General features: G+C 64.4%; 10 protein-coding genes. 5 read left to right on the top strand and 5 right to left on the bottom strand.

Going from position 1 to position 18,014, the window contains the following annotated elements; genetic code table 11:
- Nucleotides 1-108 precede the first annotated feature (108 nt).
- Nucleotides 109-1,251 (top strand): NAD-dependent epimerase/dehydratase family protein, encoded by a 1,143-nt coding sequence (locus XcyCFBP4188_RS21580; protein WP_233397365.1) that lies wholly within the window; start codon nucleotides 109-111, stop codon nucleotides 1,249-1,251.
- On the opposite strand, the gene XcyCFBP4188_RS21585 is transcribed toward XcyCFBP4188_RS21580, so the two are convergent.
- The 3 genes from XcyCFBP4188_RS21585 to XcyCFBP4188_RS21595 form a co-directional block, all read right to left on the bottom strand.
- Nucleotides 1,164-3,500, bottom strand: a complete 2,337-nt coding sequence (locus XcyCFBP4188_RS21585) for a protein-disulfide reductase DsbD family protein (RefSeq protein ID WP_104592830.1) — start codon at nucleotides 3,498-3,500, stop codon at nucleotides 1,164-1,166. The genes XcyCFBP4188_RS21580 and XcyCFBP4188_RS21585 overlap by 88 nt on opposite strands.
- Before the next feature lie 5 nt (nucleotides 3,501-3,505).
- Nucleotides 3,506-3,838, bottom strand: a complete 333-nt coding sequence (gene cutA, locus XcyCFBP4188_RS21590; protein WP_043909625.1) for a divalent-cation tolerance protein CutA — start codon at nucleotides 3,836-3,838, stop codon at nucleotides 3,506-3,508.
- A 352-nt stretch (nucleotides 3,839-4,190) separates the two neighbouring features.
- On the bottom strand, nucleotides 4,191-5,984 hold the full coding sequence (locus tag XcyCFBP4188_RS21595; protein ID WP_006451545.1) for an endonuclease: 1,794 nt from the start codon (nucleotides 5,982-5,984) through the stop codon (nucleotides 4,191-4,193).
- A 273-nt stretch (nucleotides 5,985-6,257) separates the two neighbouring features.
- Here XcyCFBP4188_RS21595 and XcyCFBP4188_RS21600 point away from each other — a divergent pair, with 273 nt between their 5' ends.
- The 3 genes from XcyCFBP4188_RS21600 to yghX all read left to right on the top strand — a co-directional run bounded on the left by XcyCFBP4188_RS21600 (nucleotide 6,258) and on the right by yghX (nucleotide 9,565).
- On the top strand, nucleotides 6,258-6,545 hold the full coding sequence (locus tag XcyCFBP4188_RS21600; RefSeq protein ID WP_006451546.1) for a co-chaperone GroES: 288 nt from the start codon (nucleotides 6,258-6,260) through the stop codon (nucleotides 6,543-6,545).
- A 147-nt stretch (nucleotides 6,546-6,692) separates the two neighbouring features.
- Nucleotides 6,693-8,336 (top strand): chaperonin GroEL, encoded by a 1,644-nt coding sequence (groL, locus tag XcyCFBP4188_RS21605; RefSeq protein ID WP_043909623.1) that lies wholly within the window; start codon nucleotides 6,693-6,695, stop codon nucleotides 8,334-8,336.
- 341 nt (nucleotides 8,337-8,677) lie between these two features.
- The gene (gene yghX / locus XcyCFBP4188_RS21610) at nucleotides 8,678-9,565 is read left to right on the top strand and encodes a YghX family hydrolase (RefSeq protein ID WP_006451548.1); all 888 of its coding nucleotides are present in this window, start codon (nucleotides 8,678-8,680) and stop codon (nucleotides 9,563-9,565) included.
- A gap of 239 nt (nucleotides 9,566-9,804) precedes the next feature.
- Here the strand turns inward: yghX and xopX (XcyCFBP4188_RS21615) are convergent, their stop codons facing one another.
- The gene (gene xopX / locus XcyCFBP4188_RS21615) at nucleotides 9,805-11,919 is read right to left on the bottom strand and encodes a XopX family type III secretion system effector (RefSeq protein WP_104592831.1); all 2,115 of its coding nucleotides are present in this window, start codon (nucleotides 11,917-11,919) and stop codon (nucleotides 9,805-9,807) included.
- 374 nt (nucleotides 11,920-12,293) lie between these two features.
- The gene (gene xopX, locus XcyCFBP4188_RS21620) at nucleotides 12,294-14,267 is read right to left on the bottom strand and encodes a XopX family type III secretion system effector (protein WP_104592832.1); all 1,974 of its coding nucleotides are present in this window, start codon (nucleotides 14,265-14,267) and stop codon (nucleotides 12,294-12,296) included.
- 435 nt (nucleotides 14,268-14,702) lie between these two features.
- Here xopX (XcyCFBP4188_RS21620) and XcyCFBP4188_RS21625 point away from each other — a divergent pair, with 435 nt between their 5' ends.
- Complete coding sequence (locus XcyCFBP4188_RS21625) at nucleotides 14,703-17,591, top strand: TonB-dependent receptor plug domain-containing protein (RefSeq protein WP_104592833.1); 2,889 nt, start codon at nucleotides 14,703-14,705, stop codon at nucleotides 17,589-17,591.
- Nucleotides 17,592-18,014 lie beyond the last annotated feature (423 nt).

Consider the following 18,014-nt stretch of genomic DNA (forward strand, 5'->3'; position numbering starts at 1 on the left):
TTGAACCCACGATCAGTCACTTGCCGGACCGCCTCGATCTTGAACTCATCCGTATATCGCTTGCTGCTCATAGACACCTCCGAATCAGCCATTTTCCATGGCCTTGGGATGTCTAGGAAACCCTGGGCGTATCATTCGCGGTCGCCCGAAAAAGCGCAGACGTTGAAGGTGAAAGGCGCCGATGTGTTGCATGCAACGCTGGACGATCTGGACAGCCTGCGTGCGGCCGCCCGCGCTGCCGATGGCGTGATCCATCTGGCCTTCAATCACGATTTTTCCCGCTATACCGAAAATGCCGCGCAGGATCGCCTGGTGATCGACACGCTGGGCGACGCCTTGCAAGGCAGCGACAAGCCGCTGCTGGTGACCTCAACTTTGTCGGCGTTGCGTGCGTTCGGTCGGGTCGCCAGCGAAGCCGATCTGCCTGCGTCGGATCCGTCCTATCCGCGCCGTTCGGAAGAGGCCACACGTTTGCTCGGTGAGCGTGGCGTGCGTGCGGCCACCATTCGGTTGCCGTCCTCGGTCCACGGCGTTGGCGAAACCCATGGCTTTGTGCCGATGCTGATCGACCTGGCGCGCGAGAAGGGCGTATCGGCCTACATCGGAGAAGGCGCCAATCGCTGGCCGGCGGTGCATGTTGCTGACGCGGCCCGACTGTATCGGATGGCGCTGGAAGGCGCGACGCGTCAGGCCGCTTACCATGCCGTTGCTGACAGCGGGGTGCGATTCCGCGAGATCGCCGAGCGATCGGGCACAAGCTGGGCTTGCCGGTGGAGTCGCGCGATGCCGCGCATTTCGGTTGGTTCGCAGGCTTCGCCAGCGAAGATGTGCCCGCCTCCAGCGAGGCAACGCGACAGCAGTTGGGGTGGCAACCGAGCGGTCTGGGGTTACTGGCCGATATCGCGCAACCGGCGTATTACGCGGGCCGCTGAGTCGATACCGCAATCGCTGTGCGGCCGCAGATTGCGCGCGGCCGCGCAGCGATCAGGGCTCGCAAAATCGAGCGTGTCTGGATGCGTGGGCATCCAGCACACATGCGTGCCAGACGCGTTGGTCTCTGCGCTTGCGCAGCCTCTCATCGACTTGCGCATACCGCGTCATGCGGCTGCGCGCACAAGCATTCCACATCAAGCGCAGCGCTTACACAGCGCGTGGCGCTGCACTCACCGCGCTGCGCGCAGCAACGCATCCTCGGTGATCGCGTTGGTCAGTACGGTCGGCAATACCGCCGGTGGTGTGCCGGGCCCGTAGACCACGTACAACGGCACACCGACCGCCTGGTGCTGGTCGAGAAAGGCGCTGATCTTGGGGTCGACGTTGGTCCAGTCGCCCTTCATGTAGACCGCATCGACCCGGCGCAATGCATCGCGGAACTCGGCGCTGCTCAGCACGTTCTTTTCGTTGGCCTTGCAGGTCACGCACCAGTCGGCGGTCATGTTGACGAACACCACGCGGTTGTCGGCGCGCAGGCGGTCGAGCAATTGCGGCGAGAATGTCACCACGCCTTCGGCGGCGGTGGCGGCCGGCAGGCTGAGGCGGGTGACCGCAATCACCGGCACGATGGCCAGCAGCAGCATCACCGCAGCCAGGCCCATGCCGATGCGATGGCTCTTCCAGCGGCTGCGCTCGAAGCAGAACAGGCCCAGCGCCAACAACGTGGCGCCGACCAGCATCAGTGCCAGCGCATCCACGCCGCGCTGCTTGCCCAGCACCCACAACAACCAGATCGCGGTGAGATACATCGGGAACGCCAGCACCTGCTTGAGCGTTTCCATCCACGCCCCGGGCGTGGGCAGGCGCCGCGCCAGCGAGGGAATGAAGCCGATCAGCAGGAACGGCAGCGCCAGGCCCAGGCCCAGCGCCAGGAACACCAGCATCGCCAGCAGCGCCGGCGCGGTGAACGCATACGCCAGGGCGGTGCCCATGAACGGGGCGATGCAGGGGCTGGCCACCACGCAGGCCAGCACGCCGGTGAAGAAATCGCCCAGCGGGCCGTTGCGCGATGCCAGCGATTGGCCGATACCGCCCAGATTGCTGCCCAGCGTGAACACGCCCGACAGGCTCAGGCCCACCGCAAACATCAGATACGCCAGCGCGGCGACGAACCACGGCTGCTGCAGCTGGAAGCCCCAGCCGGCCGCTTGCCCTGCCGCGCGCAGGCCGATCACCAGCCCACCGATGGCGGCGAATGACACCAGCACGCCCAGCGAGTACCAGATGGCATGGCTGCGCGCATGGCTGCGGCTCTCGCCGCTGTGCGCCAGGCCCAGCACCTTCAGCGACAGGATCGGCAGCACGCACGGCATCAGGTTCAAGATCAACCCGCCGAGCAGGGCCAGCACCAACATGGCCAGCAGGCCTTTTTCGGTATGCGGCGGCTGGGTGCGTTGCGGGTTGCCGGCCGAGGCGTCGGCAGCCGGGGCTGTGCTGGCGTCGGGCCTTGCGGCAGGCGCCGGTTCGCTGGGCGTCTGCCCGGCGGCTAGCGGCGAAATCATCAGCGGCGCGGTCTGCGCCTGGTTTTGCGGCGACACCGTGCCGGGCGGCAACTCCAGCGCGACGCGGCGGGTCATCGGCGGGTAGCAGATGCCGTCGGTCTGGCAGCCCTGGAAGGTCGCTACCAAGGTCACCTTTGCCGGATCTGCGTGGTCGCGCAGCAGCGGCAGGGTGACTTCGGCCTGGTCGAAATACACCACCACATCGCCGAAATGCTCGTCGCGGTGCGCTTTGCCCTGCGGCCAGCGCGGCAGCCCGGTCCGCACGTCGCCGGCGCCTTCCAGTGCCAGCGAGGTGCGGTCGCGGTAGATGTAATAGCCGGGCGCCGGGGTGAAGCGCAGCAACAGGCTGTTGCCGTCGCCGACGATGGCTTCGAAGCTGAAGGCCTGCTCGGCCGGCAGCGGCAGTGCGTCCACGCCAGCTGCCTGGCCGGTGCTGCCGAACAGGCGCGGGGCGGAGGCTGGGGCACGCGGCACCAGCGACCCCAGGTTTTCGCGCTGTGCGGCAGGCGCAGCGGGCGAGGCCGATGCAGCCGAAGCATCTGGCAGGCTTACGCGCAGTTCGCGACGCTGCGGCGGGTAGCACACGCCGGCATCGGCGCAGCCCTGGTATTGCACCTGCAACACGGCGGTTTGCAGCGCAGGCTCGGCCTTGCCGGCCAGCTTGGCCTGCAGCTGCTTGCGGTAGGTCTGCACCTGGCCGAAGAACTCGTCGTGCTTGCTCTGCCCTTCCGGCAGCGCCAGTTCACCGGCGGCAAAGCCTTGCCCGGCTTTGACGCTGATGCGGTGGCGATACAGGTAATAGCCCGGCGCGATCTTCCAGCTCAGCGCGATGCTGTCGCGGCTATCGGCCGTGGCGCTCAGCGTGAATGCCTGATCCACCGGCAGCAGGTCGGCCTCGGTGACGGCGGCCTGCGCGGGCAATGGCGCCACCAGCGCCAGCGGGGCGGCGAACAACGGTACGGCCAGCAATGCGCAGCGGGCGATCCAGCGGGACAGAGACTTCATGGACGTCAGGATTCCTTGCGGGTTTCGGCCCGGACCCAATCGAGATATGCCGGCAGCCCGGCGCTGGCTTGGACCGCAACCGCCTCCGGCAGTTCATACGGATGCAGTGCCTGCAGCCGCGCAATGGCGTCGGGCAGGCGGTCTTCCCAGGTCTTGATCAACAGCTGCACTTCCTGACTGCGCTCGATCGCCCCATTCCAGCGGTACAGCGACTGCACGCCGGGCACCTGGGTGACGCAGGCGGCCAGGCGCTCGTTGAGCAGCGCGTGCGCAATGCGATCGGCGCTGTCGGCATCCGGGCAGGTACTGAACAACACATGGAGGGAAGAGGCGCTCACGTAGCTGCGCAGTGTAATCCTCTGCTTACGCGGGATCGACCGCACGTTCCGGAACGCGGCGTTGACTTCGCGCAATACAGCTTTCGGCGATCGATGCGGACAGCGTCTTGGCAGTCGGGCACTGATGACCGGCAAGGTTCGGTGCGATGACCGGCTGCGCGGGAGCGCCAGCGCTGCGGTGGTCCAGGGCGCGAATGGAGTCGGCCAGGATAATGTCGCCAGGCCGGCATTCGAGCTGCATCCGAAGCCGATTGGCCGGTGAACCACATGCACCGGCCCGACGCACCGGGCGCCGGGCCAGGATGGATCAATATGCCTAGGCCCGACGCCTCAAGCGCCGGGCCGGGATGGATCAATTGGCCAGCTGGCAGCTGGCCGGCTTGGCCGAGGTGAACAGGCTCGAGGTCGCCCATTCGGGGTGATCCACGAACGGATTGCGGTTGCCCTGGAAGCTGAAGACCACCTGGTTGCGCGCACGTTCGGCATCGTCCGGCGGGTCGGCCTGGTGCCAGGCCAGCAGCGTGGACAACAGGCCCATATAGGCCGGCGAGGCCGAAGTCTGCACGATCTTGCTGCGGTCGTCGGTGAGCTCCAGGTCCGGCTCGGACTGCCCGGTGGGCGCATCAAGGCCGCCTTCGTAGCGGATCGCCATGTACATCACTGCACGCGCCATGTCGCCTTTGCGCTTGCCCCACACTTCGAAGGTGCCACCGTTGCCGTCGGGCGTGCGCACCCAGTTGGAATTGCCCGGATAGCGCCCGCTGCCGCCGCCACTGCCGTCGTTGACCTCGGTGACCCGCTCGCCGCAGCTGCTGGTGCAGGTGGCGTAGGGCTTGTTGCCGCGGTCGGCGTTGAAGGCGGTGTCGGTCAGATACAGCATGTGGGTATCGGTGTAGGGCGCATACGGCAACCCCTTGTCGCCGCTGGCGCTGCCGAAGCCCAGCGAGTTGGGCCAGGTGTGCTCGCGGTTGTAGGTCAGCCCGCTACCGGTGCCGGCACGGTCGCTGCCCTTGGCGTAGCTGCGGTTGCGGTAGGCGTCCAGGATCCGGCCGCTGTTGTTGGGATCTTCGTCGGCCATTTCCAGAATGGTCCAGGTGCTAGTGCCCGAGCCGCTGTACGGGTAGACCGTGTGGCCCTTGATCACGGTGTGCAGCGAGCAACGCAGCTGGCTGGCGTTGGCGGTGTTCACCCGCGAGTAGTAGCCGGTGCCGCCGCCGCTGGCCGTGGCCACGGTGAAGGCGATCGACTGGTTGGCGGCCGGGCTCAGCCCGCTGGCGTCGCGGATGGCGCTGGCGCTGATCGCCAGGGTGCAGCGCTCGCCGCCGACCAACGCGGTGTTGGTGGACAGGCTGAAGCGGGTACCGCTGGTCGGGTAGCTCAGCGCCACCGTGCCGGAGCTGGCGCAGCTCAGCGCGAAGGCGCCGCTGCTCGGCGTCACCGCCTCGCTGAAGCCCACCGCCAGATCGCCGGCTGCCGGGAAGTTGGTGGCGCCCTGGGTCGGGGTGGTGCTGGTGATCGAAGGCGCAGCGCCGGTTTCGCCGCCACCGCCGTTGCCGTTGAAGCTCTGGCCGCGATTGCAGGCGCCGAAGGTTTGCGCCGACGAGCCGGCCCAGCTGAAGTTGGCCGCGCTGCTGCCGGTGCCGGTGAGTTGCAGCGAACTGCCGACCGCGCTGCTGTTGCTCTCGCTGACCGGCAGGTTCTGGCTGGTGATGCCTGCGGCGGGCCCGCCGCTGGCGGTGATGGCGCCTTCGTAACTGAGAAACTGCACCAGCTGGCCGCTGGGGTCGACCAGCGCCACGCCGTCGTTGGGCCCGTTCTGCACGCCATTGCTGGCGTAGCTGACCGTAGCCACGCGCACCTGGCTGCCGCAGCTGACCAGACTGCCGGCCGGCACCGCCGTGTTGGCATAGACCGTGGCCGCGCTCGGGGCGCTGCCGTTGTACAGATAGATGCGGTACCCGCTCAGCGATTCGCCGGCGGTGGCCACCACTTCCACGCCTTCGCCGCTGTCGCCGGAGGCGCCTGCGTCGTCGTAGTGTAGTTCGTTGATGAACACCGCGGCGTGGGCGGTGGGGACGGCCAGTGCGAACGCACAGGCCAGGGGAAGCACGCAGCTCAGGGACACAGCACGGGACGGCAACCTCATCGACAGCTCCTTGTGATCGGGGAATGCGTTACCGACTGTAAAACGTGCGCATGACAATCGGTGGAACCTGGTTCCACTTCGAGCCCATCGACTGAACCGGCCGGCGAAATTTTTTTGCCCCCAGCCCTTGAAAGCCGCCCACGCAGCACAATCTTTGGCCCGCACCCGCTCTGTCGGGTTTTTTCCGCGCGCTGTGCTGGCAGTCGTCACATACGAGTGCTAACATCGCCGATAATTTCCAGGCCAATCAATCACTTAAGAGGGTCTTTCTCTATGAGCATCAAGCCGCTTCACGACCGCGTTGTAGTCAAGCCGATCGAAGCCGACGAAGTTTCCGCCGGCGGGATCGTGATTCCGGATTCGGCCAAGGAAAAGTCCACCAAGGGTGAAGTCGTCGCCATTGGCGCCGGCAAGCCCCTGGACAACGGCAGCCTGCGCGCGCCGGTGGTCAAGGTCGGCGACAAGGTCATCTACGGCCAGTACGCCGGCAGCAGCTACAAGGCCGAGGGCATCGAGTACAAGGTGCTGCGCGAAGACGACATCCTGGCGGTCATCGGCTGATCAGGCGCTATGCGCCGGGAATCGGGAGTTGGGAATCGGGAATGGGCAAAGCGGCTAACGCCCTTCGCCATCCCATCCCGCCCCGATTCACGCTGTTGATCTACCGATTCCCCATTCCCTATTCCCCATTTCCGGAGTTACATACAAATGGCTGCTAAAGACATTCGTTTCGGTGAAGACGCACGTACCCGTATGGTCCGTGGCGTCAACGTGCTTGCCAATGCCGTCAAGGCAACCCTGGGCCCGAAGGGCCGCAACGTCGTGCTCGAAAAGAGCTTCGGCGCGCCGACCATCACCAAGGACGGCGTCTCCGTCGCCAAGGAAATCGAACTGGCTGACAAGTTCGAGAACATGGGCGCGCAGATGGTGAAGGAAGTCGCGTCGCGCACCAACGACAACGCCGGCGACGGCACCACCACCGCCACCGTGCTGGCCCAGGCCCTGATCCGCGAAGGCGCCAAGGCTGTGGCCGCCGGCATGAACCCGATGGACCTCAAGCGCGGTATCGACCAGGCCGTCAAGGCCGCCGTCATCGAGCTGAAGAACCTCTCCAAGCCCACCACCGACGACAAGGCGATTGCCCAGGTCGGCACCATCTCGGCCAACTCGGACGAGTCGATCGGCAACATCATTGCCGAAGCGATGCAGAAGGTCGGCAAGGAAGGCGTGATCACCGTTGAAGAAGGCTCGGGCCTGGAAAACGAGCTGGACGTGGTCGAGGGCATGCAGTTCGATCGCGGTTACCTCTCCCCGTACTTCATCAACAACCAGCAGAGCCAGTCGGCCGATCTGGACGACCCGTTCATCCTGCTGCACGACAAGAAGATCTCCAACGTGCGCGACCTGCTGCCCGTGCTGGAAGGCGTGGCCAAGGCCGGCAAGCCGCTGCTGATCGTCGCTGAAGAAGTCGAAGGCGAAGCGCTGGCGACCCTGGTGGTCAACACCATCCGTGGCATCGTCAAGGTCGTGGCCGTCAAGGCACCGGGCTTCGGCGACCGTCGCAAGGCGATGCTGGAAGACATGGCCGTGTTGACCGGCGGCACCGTGATCTCCGAGGAAGTGGGTCTGGCGCTGGAGAAGGCCACCATCAAGGACCTGGGCCGCGCGAAGAAGGTGCAGGTCTCCAAGGAGAACACCACCATCATCGACGGCGCCGGCGACTCGGCCACGATCGAAGCCCGCGTTGGCCAGATCAAGACCCAGATCGAAGACACCTCGTCCGATTACGACCGCGAGAAGCTGCAGGAACGCGTGGCCAAGCTGGCCGGTGGCGTTGCAGTGATCAAGGTCGGCGCTTCGACCGAAATCGAAATGAAGGAAAAGAAGGCCCGCGTCGAAGACGCCCTGCACGCCACCCGTGCAGCCGTCGAAGAAGGTGTGGTCCCGGGCGGCGGTGTGGCCCTGGTGCGTGCGCTGGTGGCCGTCGGTAACCTGACCGGTGCCAACGAAGACCAGACCCACGGCATCCAGATCGCCCTGCGCGCCATGGAAGCCCCGCTGCGCGAAATCGTGGCCAATGCCGGCGAAGAGCCGTCCGTGATCCTGAACAAGGTCAAGGAAGGCACCGGCAACTACGGTTACAACGCGGCCAACGGCGAGTTCGGCGACATGGTCGAGTTCGGCATCCTGGACCCGACCAAGGTCACCCGTTCGGCGCTGCAGAACGCAGCTTCGATCGCCGGCCTGATGATCACCACCGAAGCCATGGTGGCCGATGCCCCGAAGAAGGACGAGCCGGCAATGCCGGGCGGCGGTGGCGGCATGGGCGGCATGGGCGGTATGGATTTCTGATCCAGCCACTCGGTTGTTGCATCACAAAGGACCCCGCCGAAAGGCGGGGTTTTTTTGTGGGCGTCGATATGTGGGGAGGTCGATGCGTCGCTGAAATCACGACATGGGCTGCACGCGCTGTTGTAGGAGTCCGTTTGCGCTGGTGAGGCCTAGCCGATCGCGTTGGGCATGCCGTGGTGATCTTCCGGGTTGTTGCCGCATTACGAACGAGGCTTGCTTGCGCCGCTGCAGACGCATCGGCATGCTCGGCTGGATGCGGTGTTGTGTCGTAGCGATGCCGCTCTCTGCGCTGCGTGTGGTTGCACCCGCGTCGCAGTCCAGCCATCTCCAGGAGAACGCCGATGCGTCGTCTGACCGCCCAGGATTTCCACCCCGATCTGCTCGCGCTGTACGACGGCTATGTGCACGGCAAACTCAGTCGGCGCGATTTTCTCGACCGCGCCGCTGCGTTCGCGGTGGCCGGGTTGAGTGCGGCGGCGATCCTGGAATCGCTGAGCCCCGACTACGCGCTCGCCACGCAAGTGGAGTTCACCGACCCGGACATCGTGGCCGAGTACATCACCTATCCCTCGCCCAACGGCCATGGCCAGGTGCGCGGCTATCTGGTGCGGCCGGCCAAGGTCACCGGCGCGGTGGCGGGCGTGGTGGTGGCGCACGAAAACCGCGGTCTCAATCCGTATATCGAAGATGTCGCGCGGCGCGTGGCCAAGGCCGGCTTTGTCGCGCTGGCACCGGATGGCCTGAGTTCGGTTGGTGGGTATCCCGGCAACGACGAAAAGGGCCGCGCGCTGCAGGCGCAGGTCGACCCGACCAAGCTGATGAACGATTTCTTCGCCGCAGTGGAGTTTTTGATGAGCCGCGAGCGCACCACCGGCAAGGTGGGCATTACCGGCTTCTGCTATGGCGGCGGCGTAGCCAATGCGGCGGCGGTGGCGTATCCCGAGCTGGCGGCGGCGGTGCCGTTCTATGGCCGTCAGCCCACCGATGCCGAGGTCGCCCGCATCCGCGCGCCACTGCTGCTGCATTACGCCGCAGAGGACGAGCGCGTCAATGCCGGCTGGCCGGCGTACGAGGCCGCGCTCAAGGCGCAGCGCAAGGTCTATCAGGCCTACGTGTATGCGGGGACCAACCACGGTTTCCATAACGATTCCACGCCGCGTTACGACAAGGCGGCCGCAACCCTGGCCTGGGATCGCACCATCGCGTGGTTCCGGCGATACCTGGTGTGAGTGGGTCGGTGCGGTCGTTGTAGTGTCGCCGATTACGCGCCGTTGGCGAGCGCGCCTCAGTGCGCCCTGACGCTAGCGCTGGCCGGGGTTCGGAGCGGGTCGGGGGTGATCGCGCGTGGCGAAGCCCTGGTGTTGGCTGTTGCATCACACACAAGACCCCGCCCAAAGGCGGGGTCTTGTGTGTGCGCTCCACTACAGCGCAGGTGCGTGCTGGCAGCCCATTGCGGTCGGTTGCAATGTCAGGGCGAGCCCGCTGTGCGCAGTGTTGCGTCATGGCTGAGTGGGTGCGGTTGCGCAATCGCTTCCGGTTCCGGGGAGGCGGTCTGTACCGCGACCTCGGCAGCCTCGTCCATCTCGGTGACTTCGGAGATTTCGGTGATCGTGACGCTGTTGCCGGGCCTGGTCTCCGCACCCGCGCCCGCGTCCTCGATCACTTGCAGCGCGATATCTCCAACCATCTGCTCGTAATGCTGCGCCTGTTCCGGCGACAGACTTGCCACATAATTCGCCGTGTCTTGTACGGTCTGGATCAGCTCTTCGGGCGAGGACGGCATGCGGGTTGCGAGCGGAGTGCCATCGGGCCCCTTGAACACCCGCATGACCTGACGCCCGCCCCAGTTCATCGCCAGTTCCGCGCCACGCGCCATTGGGCCAGGCATCGTCATCGACATCAGCGACATGATCGCGCCTGCGTAGTAGGGCGATGCGGACGATGCTTCGATCAAGCTCTTGTCTGCGAACGTCTTGGACAGTTTTTCCACACCCAGCGCCAGTGCCATGACCATGCTGCCGGAGCACATGGCCTTGAAGCGCTCCATCGTGTCCTGGCGGGTCGCGTGCTTGTTCAACGCCGACTGCATCATCACGGTCGTCACCACGGCCGAGTCGGCCAGCAGGTCCACCGTGCCGATCCGATCCGGCTGGATCAGGTAGACGGTCAGCCCGGTCACGCCGGCACCCAACAATGCCAATGCCAATTTGGAAGAGAAATCCTGGTTGGTCAGTTGGCGCGGGATGGTGACTGGCTGGTCCTGGTCGACTTGCAGCGCAGTGCTCAGTCGCTTGCTGCACTGATCGAGCGTCTCCAGCAGATGCGTGCATTGAGCATTGAGCGTGCGGGTGAGTTCGTGCCCTGTGCCGGGTTCGGTAAAGTTTCGGCGCGCTTGTTGAAAAGCGTCGCGGCCGTGCTCCAGAGCGGCGCAGATCTCGTTGAGTTGCGTGCGCAGTTGCTGGCTGATCTGTCCGGGCGTCAGGCGCGCACGCAACCGCTGAGCCTGCGTCTGAAGGCCGGCACGGTCTGCGATACCCGCGCCCAGGTGGGAGACACCATGCTGCATTCGATTGCCGAGCGCGTTGAGGCTGTTCCAGAGAAAGGGCGTCAGCACGAGCGCTGTGCAGGCCGTGGATGCGGCCGCGGCAAATCCCAGGTTGTTTTCCACCGCTTCGGCCTGCTGTCGCATGGACGGGTTGCCGAATTTCTTTGGCAGTTCGGTGGTGAGAAACAATCCGTTGAGCAGGATGGCGTAGAAATGCATTTCGTTGGCTTCGCGCCCCAGCTGCCCGCCCATCAGCGGGAACGGAAGCCCATCGGCGGTGGGGCGCAGCGCCGATGCCGATAGACTCATCACGCCCTTGGTTGCTGCGGCAATGGAATAGGCGAAAGTCTTGGCTTGGTTGGCAAGCAGCGGACTGGGTACCACCAGGGGCCAGAGATTGACCAGATTGGCCAGCGACTTCAGCGCCCTCCCTGCTGCAGGTGTCCCATGCTCCAGCGGCTGCAGCGCATCTTCCACGGCTTTGACGTCGCTGAGCAATTGCTGACAAAAGCGTGTTTCCAGACCGGTTGCAGATTCGATGGCGCCGCGTAGCTGCGTGATCTGCTGGCGGCACGCGGCCAGGCTGTGCGGCGCGACCTGTTCCGGATCGGTGTGGCGCACCATTTGCAGAAATGCGGGATCGTCTGCATGCATCTGCAGCATGGTGCGCAGATCCGCCAGCGACCAGAGATCAGAAGCGGCCTTGGACACTGCAGCGGATGCATGCTGGACGCCGCTTGTCAGCGCGGAGTTCGCGCGCGCGGTAAGCGTTTTGGCAGTGGATAGAGCAGTCGCCCGTGCCGAGTGTGACGCCTGCGGTGCGGGCGAGGATGGCTCCACGGGCGACGTTGGCGCGGAACTGGCAGACGAAGTGCGTGAGCGGCTGCGCGGGACAAGTGCCGATAGCGCGGGGTTGACCGGGGGCTGTGTCGGCGATGCGGCAGGTTGCAGTTCCACGATACCTTCATCGTGCTTGCGTGCGTTCTGCAACTCGGCTGGCGAGGACGGGCCTGCCAACTGCGCTTTCTTGATCTCCATCGGATATCTCCGTTCGGTGGGGGACACCAAATCGCGGTGTTTGGTGTTCTTTCATGATCCGCGCGCGAGCACCCGGCTCAACCAGATATGCGAACTGGCGCGCTGCCACCGGAAGTGCCCAACCAGGCGGTGACAACGGTAGCGACGCTCCAACGTAGTGATTCCGGTGCCGCCAGCTGCGCATGGATGGGCACGCTGTGATCCGATCACACACCTGTAGCACAGCATCGAATGGGCTATTTTGAGGCGGGTGCCACGTATTTATGTCGGGGTGTTGACATCATAGTGACCGACACGCATCCCGCGACATGCCGCGCGGCTGGTGCTACAGGCTTGGCCGCGATTGCCGGGACCGGACCTTCCGCGCGGGGCCCTCAGCCGGAGCGCGGCGGGTCCGCGCTCCCGGCCTCTGTTCGCGGGGCGGGTTGGCTGTCATCGATCTCGGTGATGGTGACGCTGCTGCTGGGCCCGGCCTGCGCCGCGTCGCCGGCTTCCTGGATCGCTTGCAGCATGGATTCCCCCGCGATCTGCTCGTACTGATCCAACTCTTCCGGTGTCAGGCTCATCAGATACGCCAACGTGGTCCGCGTCCTCTCCTGCAGTTCTTCGACAGAGGAGGGAGCACTGGTTGCCAGCGGAGTGCCCTCCGGTCCGGTGAACAGGCGCTTAAGTCTGCTTCCTGCGAAATTCATCGCCAACTCAGCGCCGCGTGCGATCGGACCCGGCATCGTTACCGCCATCAGCGACATGACGGCGCCGGCATAAAACTGCGCGTTGGGCGAGGACTCGATCAGGCTCTTGTCGGCGAACGTCTTGGACAATTTCTCCGCGCCCAGCGCAAGCGCGATGACCATGCTGCCGCCGCACATGCCCTTGAAACGTTCCATTGCGTCCTGCCGCGTGGCCTGCTTGTTCCATACCGATTGCGCCATCACGGCCGTGACGATGCAGGTGTCGCTTAGCAGATTGATCGTGCCCAACCGATCCGGTTGGACAAGGTAGATGGTCGAGCCGGTCACCGCAGTGGCCAGTATCATCAGTGCCACCTTGGAGGAGACATCCTGGTTGCGTAGTTCGCGCGGCAGACTTGGCGTCTGGTTGCCATCCAGATGCAGCACGCTGGCGAGTCGTTTGCTGCACATGTCCAAGGTTTCCAGCAGGTGCGTGCATTGCGCATTCACCGTCCTGGTGAGTTCCCGCCCTCCATCCTGATGGACGAAGCTTCTGCGCGCCTGCTGAAAGGCGTCGCAGGCGGCGTCCAGTTGTTCGCGGATTTCCTGCAGCTGCAAGCGCACCTCTTGATTGATCCGGGCAGGCGTCAGGCGGGCACGCAGTTGCTGCGCCTGGTTGTTCAGTCCCGCTGCCTGTGCTGCGGCCGCGCCCAGGCGCGCCGTGTTGTCCAGCATCGTGTTGCCGAGTTTGCTGAGGCTGCTCCACAGAAATGGGGTCAACATAATCGCCGTGAAGCTCACTGAAATGCCTGCGGCATATCCCACACTTTGGCTGACCGCCTCGGCGTTTCTGCGCAACGCCTGATCGCCGAATTTCTTTGGAAGTTCGGTGGTGAGGAACAGCGTGTTGATCAGCACGTTGTAGAGATGCATTTCGTTCGCGTCGCGCCCTAGCTGGCCTCCGGCGAATGGAAACGGCAAGCCGTCGGCGCTGGGGCGCAGCGCCGAGGCCGACATCGCAAGCACGCCCTTAGTGGCCGTGGACATCGTGAAGGCGAAGGTTTTTGCCTGCTTGCCCATCAGCGGGCTGGGAACCACGACCGGCCAGAAATTGATGAGATTGCCGATCGACTTCAATACACGTGAGGTGGCCGGTGTGGCGTGGTCGAGCGGCTGCAGGGCGTTCATTACCGCCTTGATGTCGTCCAGCAACTGCTTACCCTGATGTGTTTCCAGCCCTTCTGTATTTTTGATGAGCTCGCCGAGCTCCTCCATTTGCTGTCTACAAGACGCCAAGGTGTGTTGCGTGGCCTGTTCCGGATCGCTGCCGCGCAGGATCGCCAGAAATGCGGGATCGTTTGCGTGCATCTGCAGCATCGTGCGCAGGTCGGAGAGCGACCACAGATCGGACGCGGCTCGCGATACAGCGGTGGATGCGTGGCGGACGCCGTTTGCCAATGCGGACTTCACGTGCGCGGTGATAGTCGCCGTAGCCGATGTGGCAGATGAGCTGCCCGATCGGCTGCGCGGGGCAAGTTCGGATAGCACCGGGTTGACCGGGGAGTGTGTCGGCGATGCGGCAGGTTGCAGTTCCACGATACCTTCATCGCGCTCGCGTGCGTTCTGCAACTCGGCTGGCGAGGACGGGCCTGCCGACTGCGCTTTCTTGATCTCCATCGGATATCTCCGTTCGGTGGGGGACACCAAATCGCGGTGTTTGGTGTTCTTTCATGATCCGCGCGCGAGCACCCGGCTCAACCGGATATGCGAACTGGTGCTCTGCCACCGGAAGTGTCCGACCAGGCGGTGACGGAGGTAGCGATGCTCCAACGTAGTGATTCCGGTGCTGCCAGCTGCGCATGGATGGGAACGCTGTGATCCGATCAGACGCCTGCAGGACAGCATCGAATGGGTTGTTTTGAGCTGGCCATCACATATGCATGTCAGCGTGTTGACACCGATGTCATCACAACCCTAGCGTCGCAGGGCAGGCGCTTGCGCCGAACGGTCGGGGGGCCATCGGACAGGGCGGCGGCGATGCAGTGCATCGCTCGCAGGCGTCGTTGCAGTGGAACGCCACGCCGGCCACGTCCGGCTTCTCCCGGGGATCTTATGAACTGCCGCAGTCATCGCCTTGCCTTGTCGATTTCCTTGTCGCTTGCCCTGTCCACCGCCGCGCAATCGGCCACTGCACAGCAATCCGAGCCCGATCAACCGCGCGCCACCTCCACGCTGGATGCGGTCAGCGTCACCGGCTCGCGCATCAAGCGCGCGCAGGTCGAAGGCGCGCAGCCGGTGGTCACCATCTCCGCGCAACAGATCCAGCAGGAAGGCTTCGCCACCGTCTACGACGTGCTCAACAGCATGAATCAACAGGGCTCGGTGGAAGCCGATACGCAATGGGGCTCGCACACGCCCAATGCCTCGCCGATCAATCTGCGCGACCTGGGGCCGGGCCGCACCTTGCTGTTGGTCAACGGCCACCGCGTGGCCGATTACCCGCTGCCGTACGGCGGGGAAAGCAACTTTTCCAACTACAGCAATATCCCCTCCGCGGCGGTGGAGCGCATCGAGATTTTGACCGGCGGCGCCTCGGCGATCTACGGCTCGGACGCGGTGGCCGGCGTGGTCAACGTGATCCTCAAGCGCGACTACCAGGGCGACCAGGTGCGGCTGCGCGGCGGCACTGCAACTGAGGGTGGGCGCGATAGTTTCGACGTGTCGTGGGCGGGCGGGCGCACCGGCGAAAACTGGAGCCTGACCTACGCGTTGCAGGCCACCCGGCGCGATCCATTGAGCGGGCGCGATCGCCCCGAGATGGACGACTCCGACGACATGTCCTATTCCAACTGGACTGGCCAGAACCGCCTGTACGGTTTCAATCCATTCACCGGCCTGAGCCTGGTCGATGCCAACAACAGCGAACGCCTGGCTCCACCGGCCGGCACCTGTGCGCGCTTCGGCGGCGAATTTATCGACGGGCAACGGCTGAGCTACAACCAGAACACCGGCGCGCTCACCAATGCAGGCGATTATTGCGGCGTGGCGCGCGATTACGGCGACTGGGGCCTGGTCACCGGCAGCGAGGATTATTCGGCCTATCTCTACGGCACCTGGAAGTTCGGCGAACACACCGAAGCGTGGGCCACGCTGTCGGCCAACCGCAGCATTGGCCGCTGGACCTACGACCCGCCCTACGCGTATCTGGGCCCGTTCCAGGACGCGAACACCGGCCGCTCGCTGTATGCGATCCGTCAGCTTACCCGTCGCGAAGCCGGCGGCTGGGATCGGCTCGCCAACTACAACAAGGAACAGTCCTGGGATCTGAGCGCCGGCCTGCGCGGTGTATGGGCCGATCGCTTCGATTGGGAGCTGAGCGTGGGCCGCTCGCGGTACACCGTCGACGAATACATCCGCACCGTGGATACCGCGCGCGCGACCGATTATTTTCTCGGCAGTCCCATCGGCACCGCCGCCGATGGCACATCGATCTACGCGATCAACGAAGCGCGGCTGTATGCGCCGCTGTCGTCGAACGAGTACGACGCGCTGGTCGCCAAATCGCATAACTCGGCGTATTCATGGGTAAATCAGGCCAGTTTCAGCCTCAGCGGCGATCTGGTGCAGGGCTGGGCCGGTCCGATCCGCTTCGCCACGGTGGCCGAAGTGGCCAAGCAGGGGTATCAGTTATCGCCCGACCCCTGTGCAAATGAATGCTATCCGGTCGATGTAGTGGACAGTGGGGGCGGCGAACGCCTGCGCAGCTCGGCCGGCCTGGAATTCCAGATCCCGTTGCTGTCCACGTTGAGCGCGAATGTGGCCGGTCGCTACGACCGCTATGGCAACTATCGCTCATCGGCCGCCATCGCCACCGATGTCGGCACGCAAAGCGACACCACCTGGAGCGCGGGTCTGGAATGGCGCCCGGTCGAGAGCCTGTTATTGCGCAGCACGCTGGCCACCAGCTTCCGCGCACCGGACATGCATTACGTGCTCGGCGAACCCAGCTCCACCAACCAGACCGTGATCGATCAATACCGCTGCATCGCCACCGGCGCGTCTCTCACCGGCGGCTGCAATGACGAGAACAGCAACATCTTCTACACCGTGGATGTGAATCGTCGCGGCACCCCGGATCTACGCTCGGAAACCGGCCGCTCATTCACCGGCGGGGTGGTGTGGGACATCGCGCAAGGCCTGTCGCTGAGCGTGGATTACTACCGCATCCAGCTGGAGGAAATGATCAAGGATCTGGACCGCGACGAGATCCTCTCGGCCGAAGCCGGCTGCCGCACCGGCACCACCATCAGCGGCGGCGCCTGGAACAATCCTGGCGGTGCCGGCTATTGCGACACCATCACCTCGCGCGTGCTGCGCAATGCCGATGGCACCATCGCCAGCATCGAGCGCGGCCCGATCAACCTGGCGCAGATGGAAACCTCCGGCATCGATGCCTCGCTGAAATATCGCCTTGCCACTGCAGGCTGGGGCAACTTCCAGTTGTCACTGGACTACAACACGCTGCTCGCCTATCGCGAGCAGATCTACCGCACCGACAGCGACGAAAACCGCCGCGACGAACGCGTGCGCAGCCGCGTGCGCGGCAGCGTGCATTGGGACAACGGCGGCGCCTGGGACTGGACGGTGTACTTCCGCCGGCTCGGCTCCATGCGCGCGGTCAACTGGGGTACCTGCGCGCGCTTCGACGATGGCTACCAGCCCAGTGCCGCCGATGAATGCCTAGTCACCGATACCGCCAACGTGCATCTGGGCGAAACCAGCAAGCGCTACTTCGGCCGTGTGGGCCCGGCGATCTACTGGAACCTGAGCACCGGCTACAAGATCACCGACCACGCCAAGGTCAATCTCTACATCAACAACGTGTTCAACGAAGTGGGCTACGAGAACAAGGAGCGCTTCTACGGCTACGGCTTCTACAACACCACCTTGTTCAACCCGATCGGCCGCGAAGTGGCAGCGGAGTATGTGTTCACGTTTTGATTGAATGTGGCTGCCGCATCGCACGTCACGGCACAGCGCCGTGGCGTGTGGTGCAGTGCAGGCTGATTTTGTGACGAAAGCTGGTTGGACTGGAAAGCGTTATTGGCTGGCGCCTTGATTTTGTGCGTGGGAGCGGCCCGCAGACCACTCTTCGAAATTGCGGCATTGGCGGAACGGAAAGCTCGGCCTCCTGTGAAACACATGCTCATCTGCAAGCGTCATTCATTGCGTCGGGGCATGAAGTAGGGCCTGCTCGCTCTATCAAAAAGCTGCGAGAGAAAAGCCTGTGTGCTCTTCAATACTCACAAGTGATCAGGTAAGGACGACGTGCTCGGGACCTTAGGGAAGGTCTGAACAACGCGGCCTGAGAGCGCGGAATGTCGCATCGTTCTGGAGAGTCGCGTTTGGATCTCTCCGGATTTT

The organism is Xanthomonas hortorum pv. cynarae, from assembly GCF_002939985.1.
Taxonomy (GTDB): Bacteria; Pseudomonadota; Gammaproteobacteria; order Xanthomonadales; family Xanthomonadaceae; genus Xanthomonas; species Xanthomonas hortorum_D.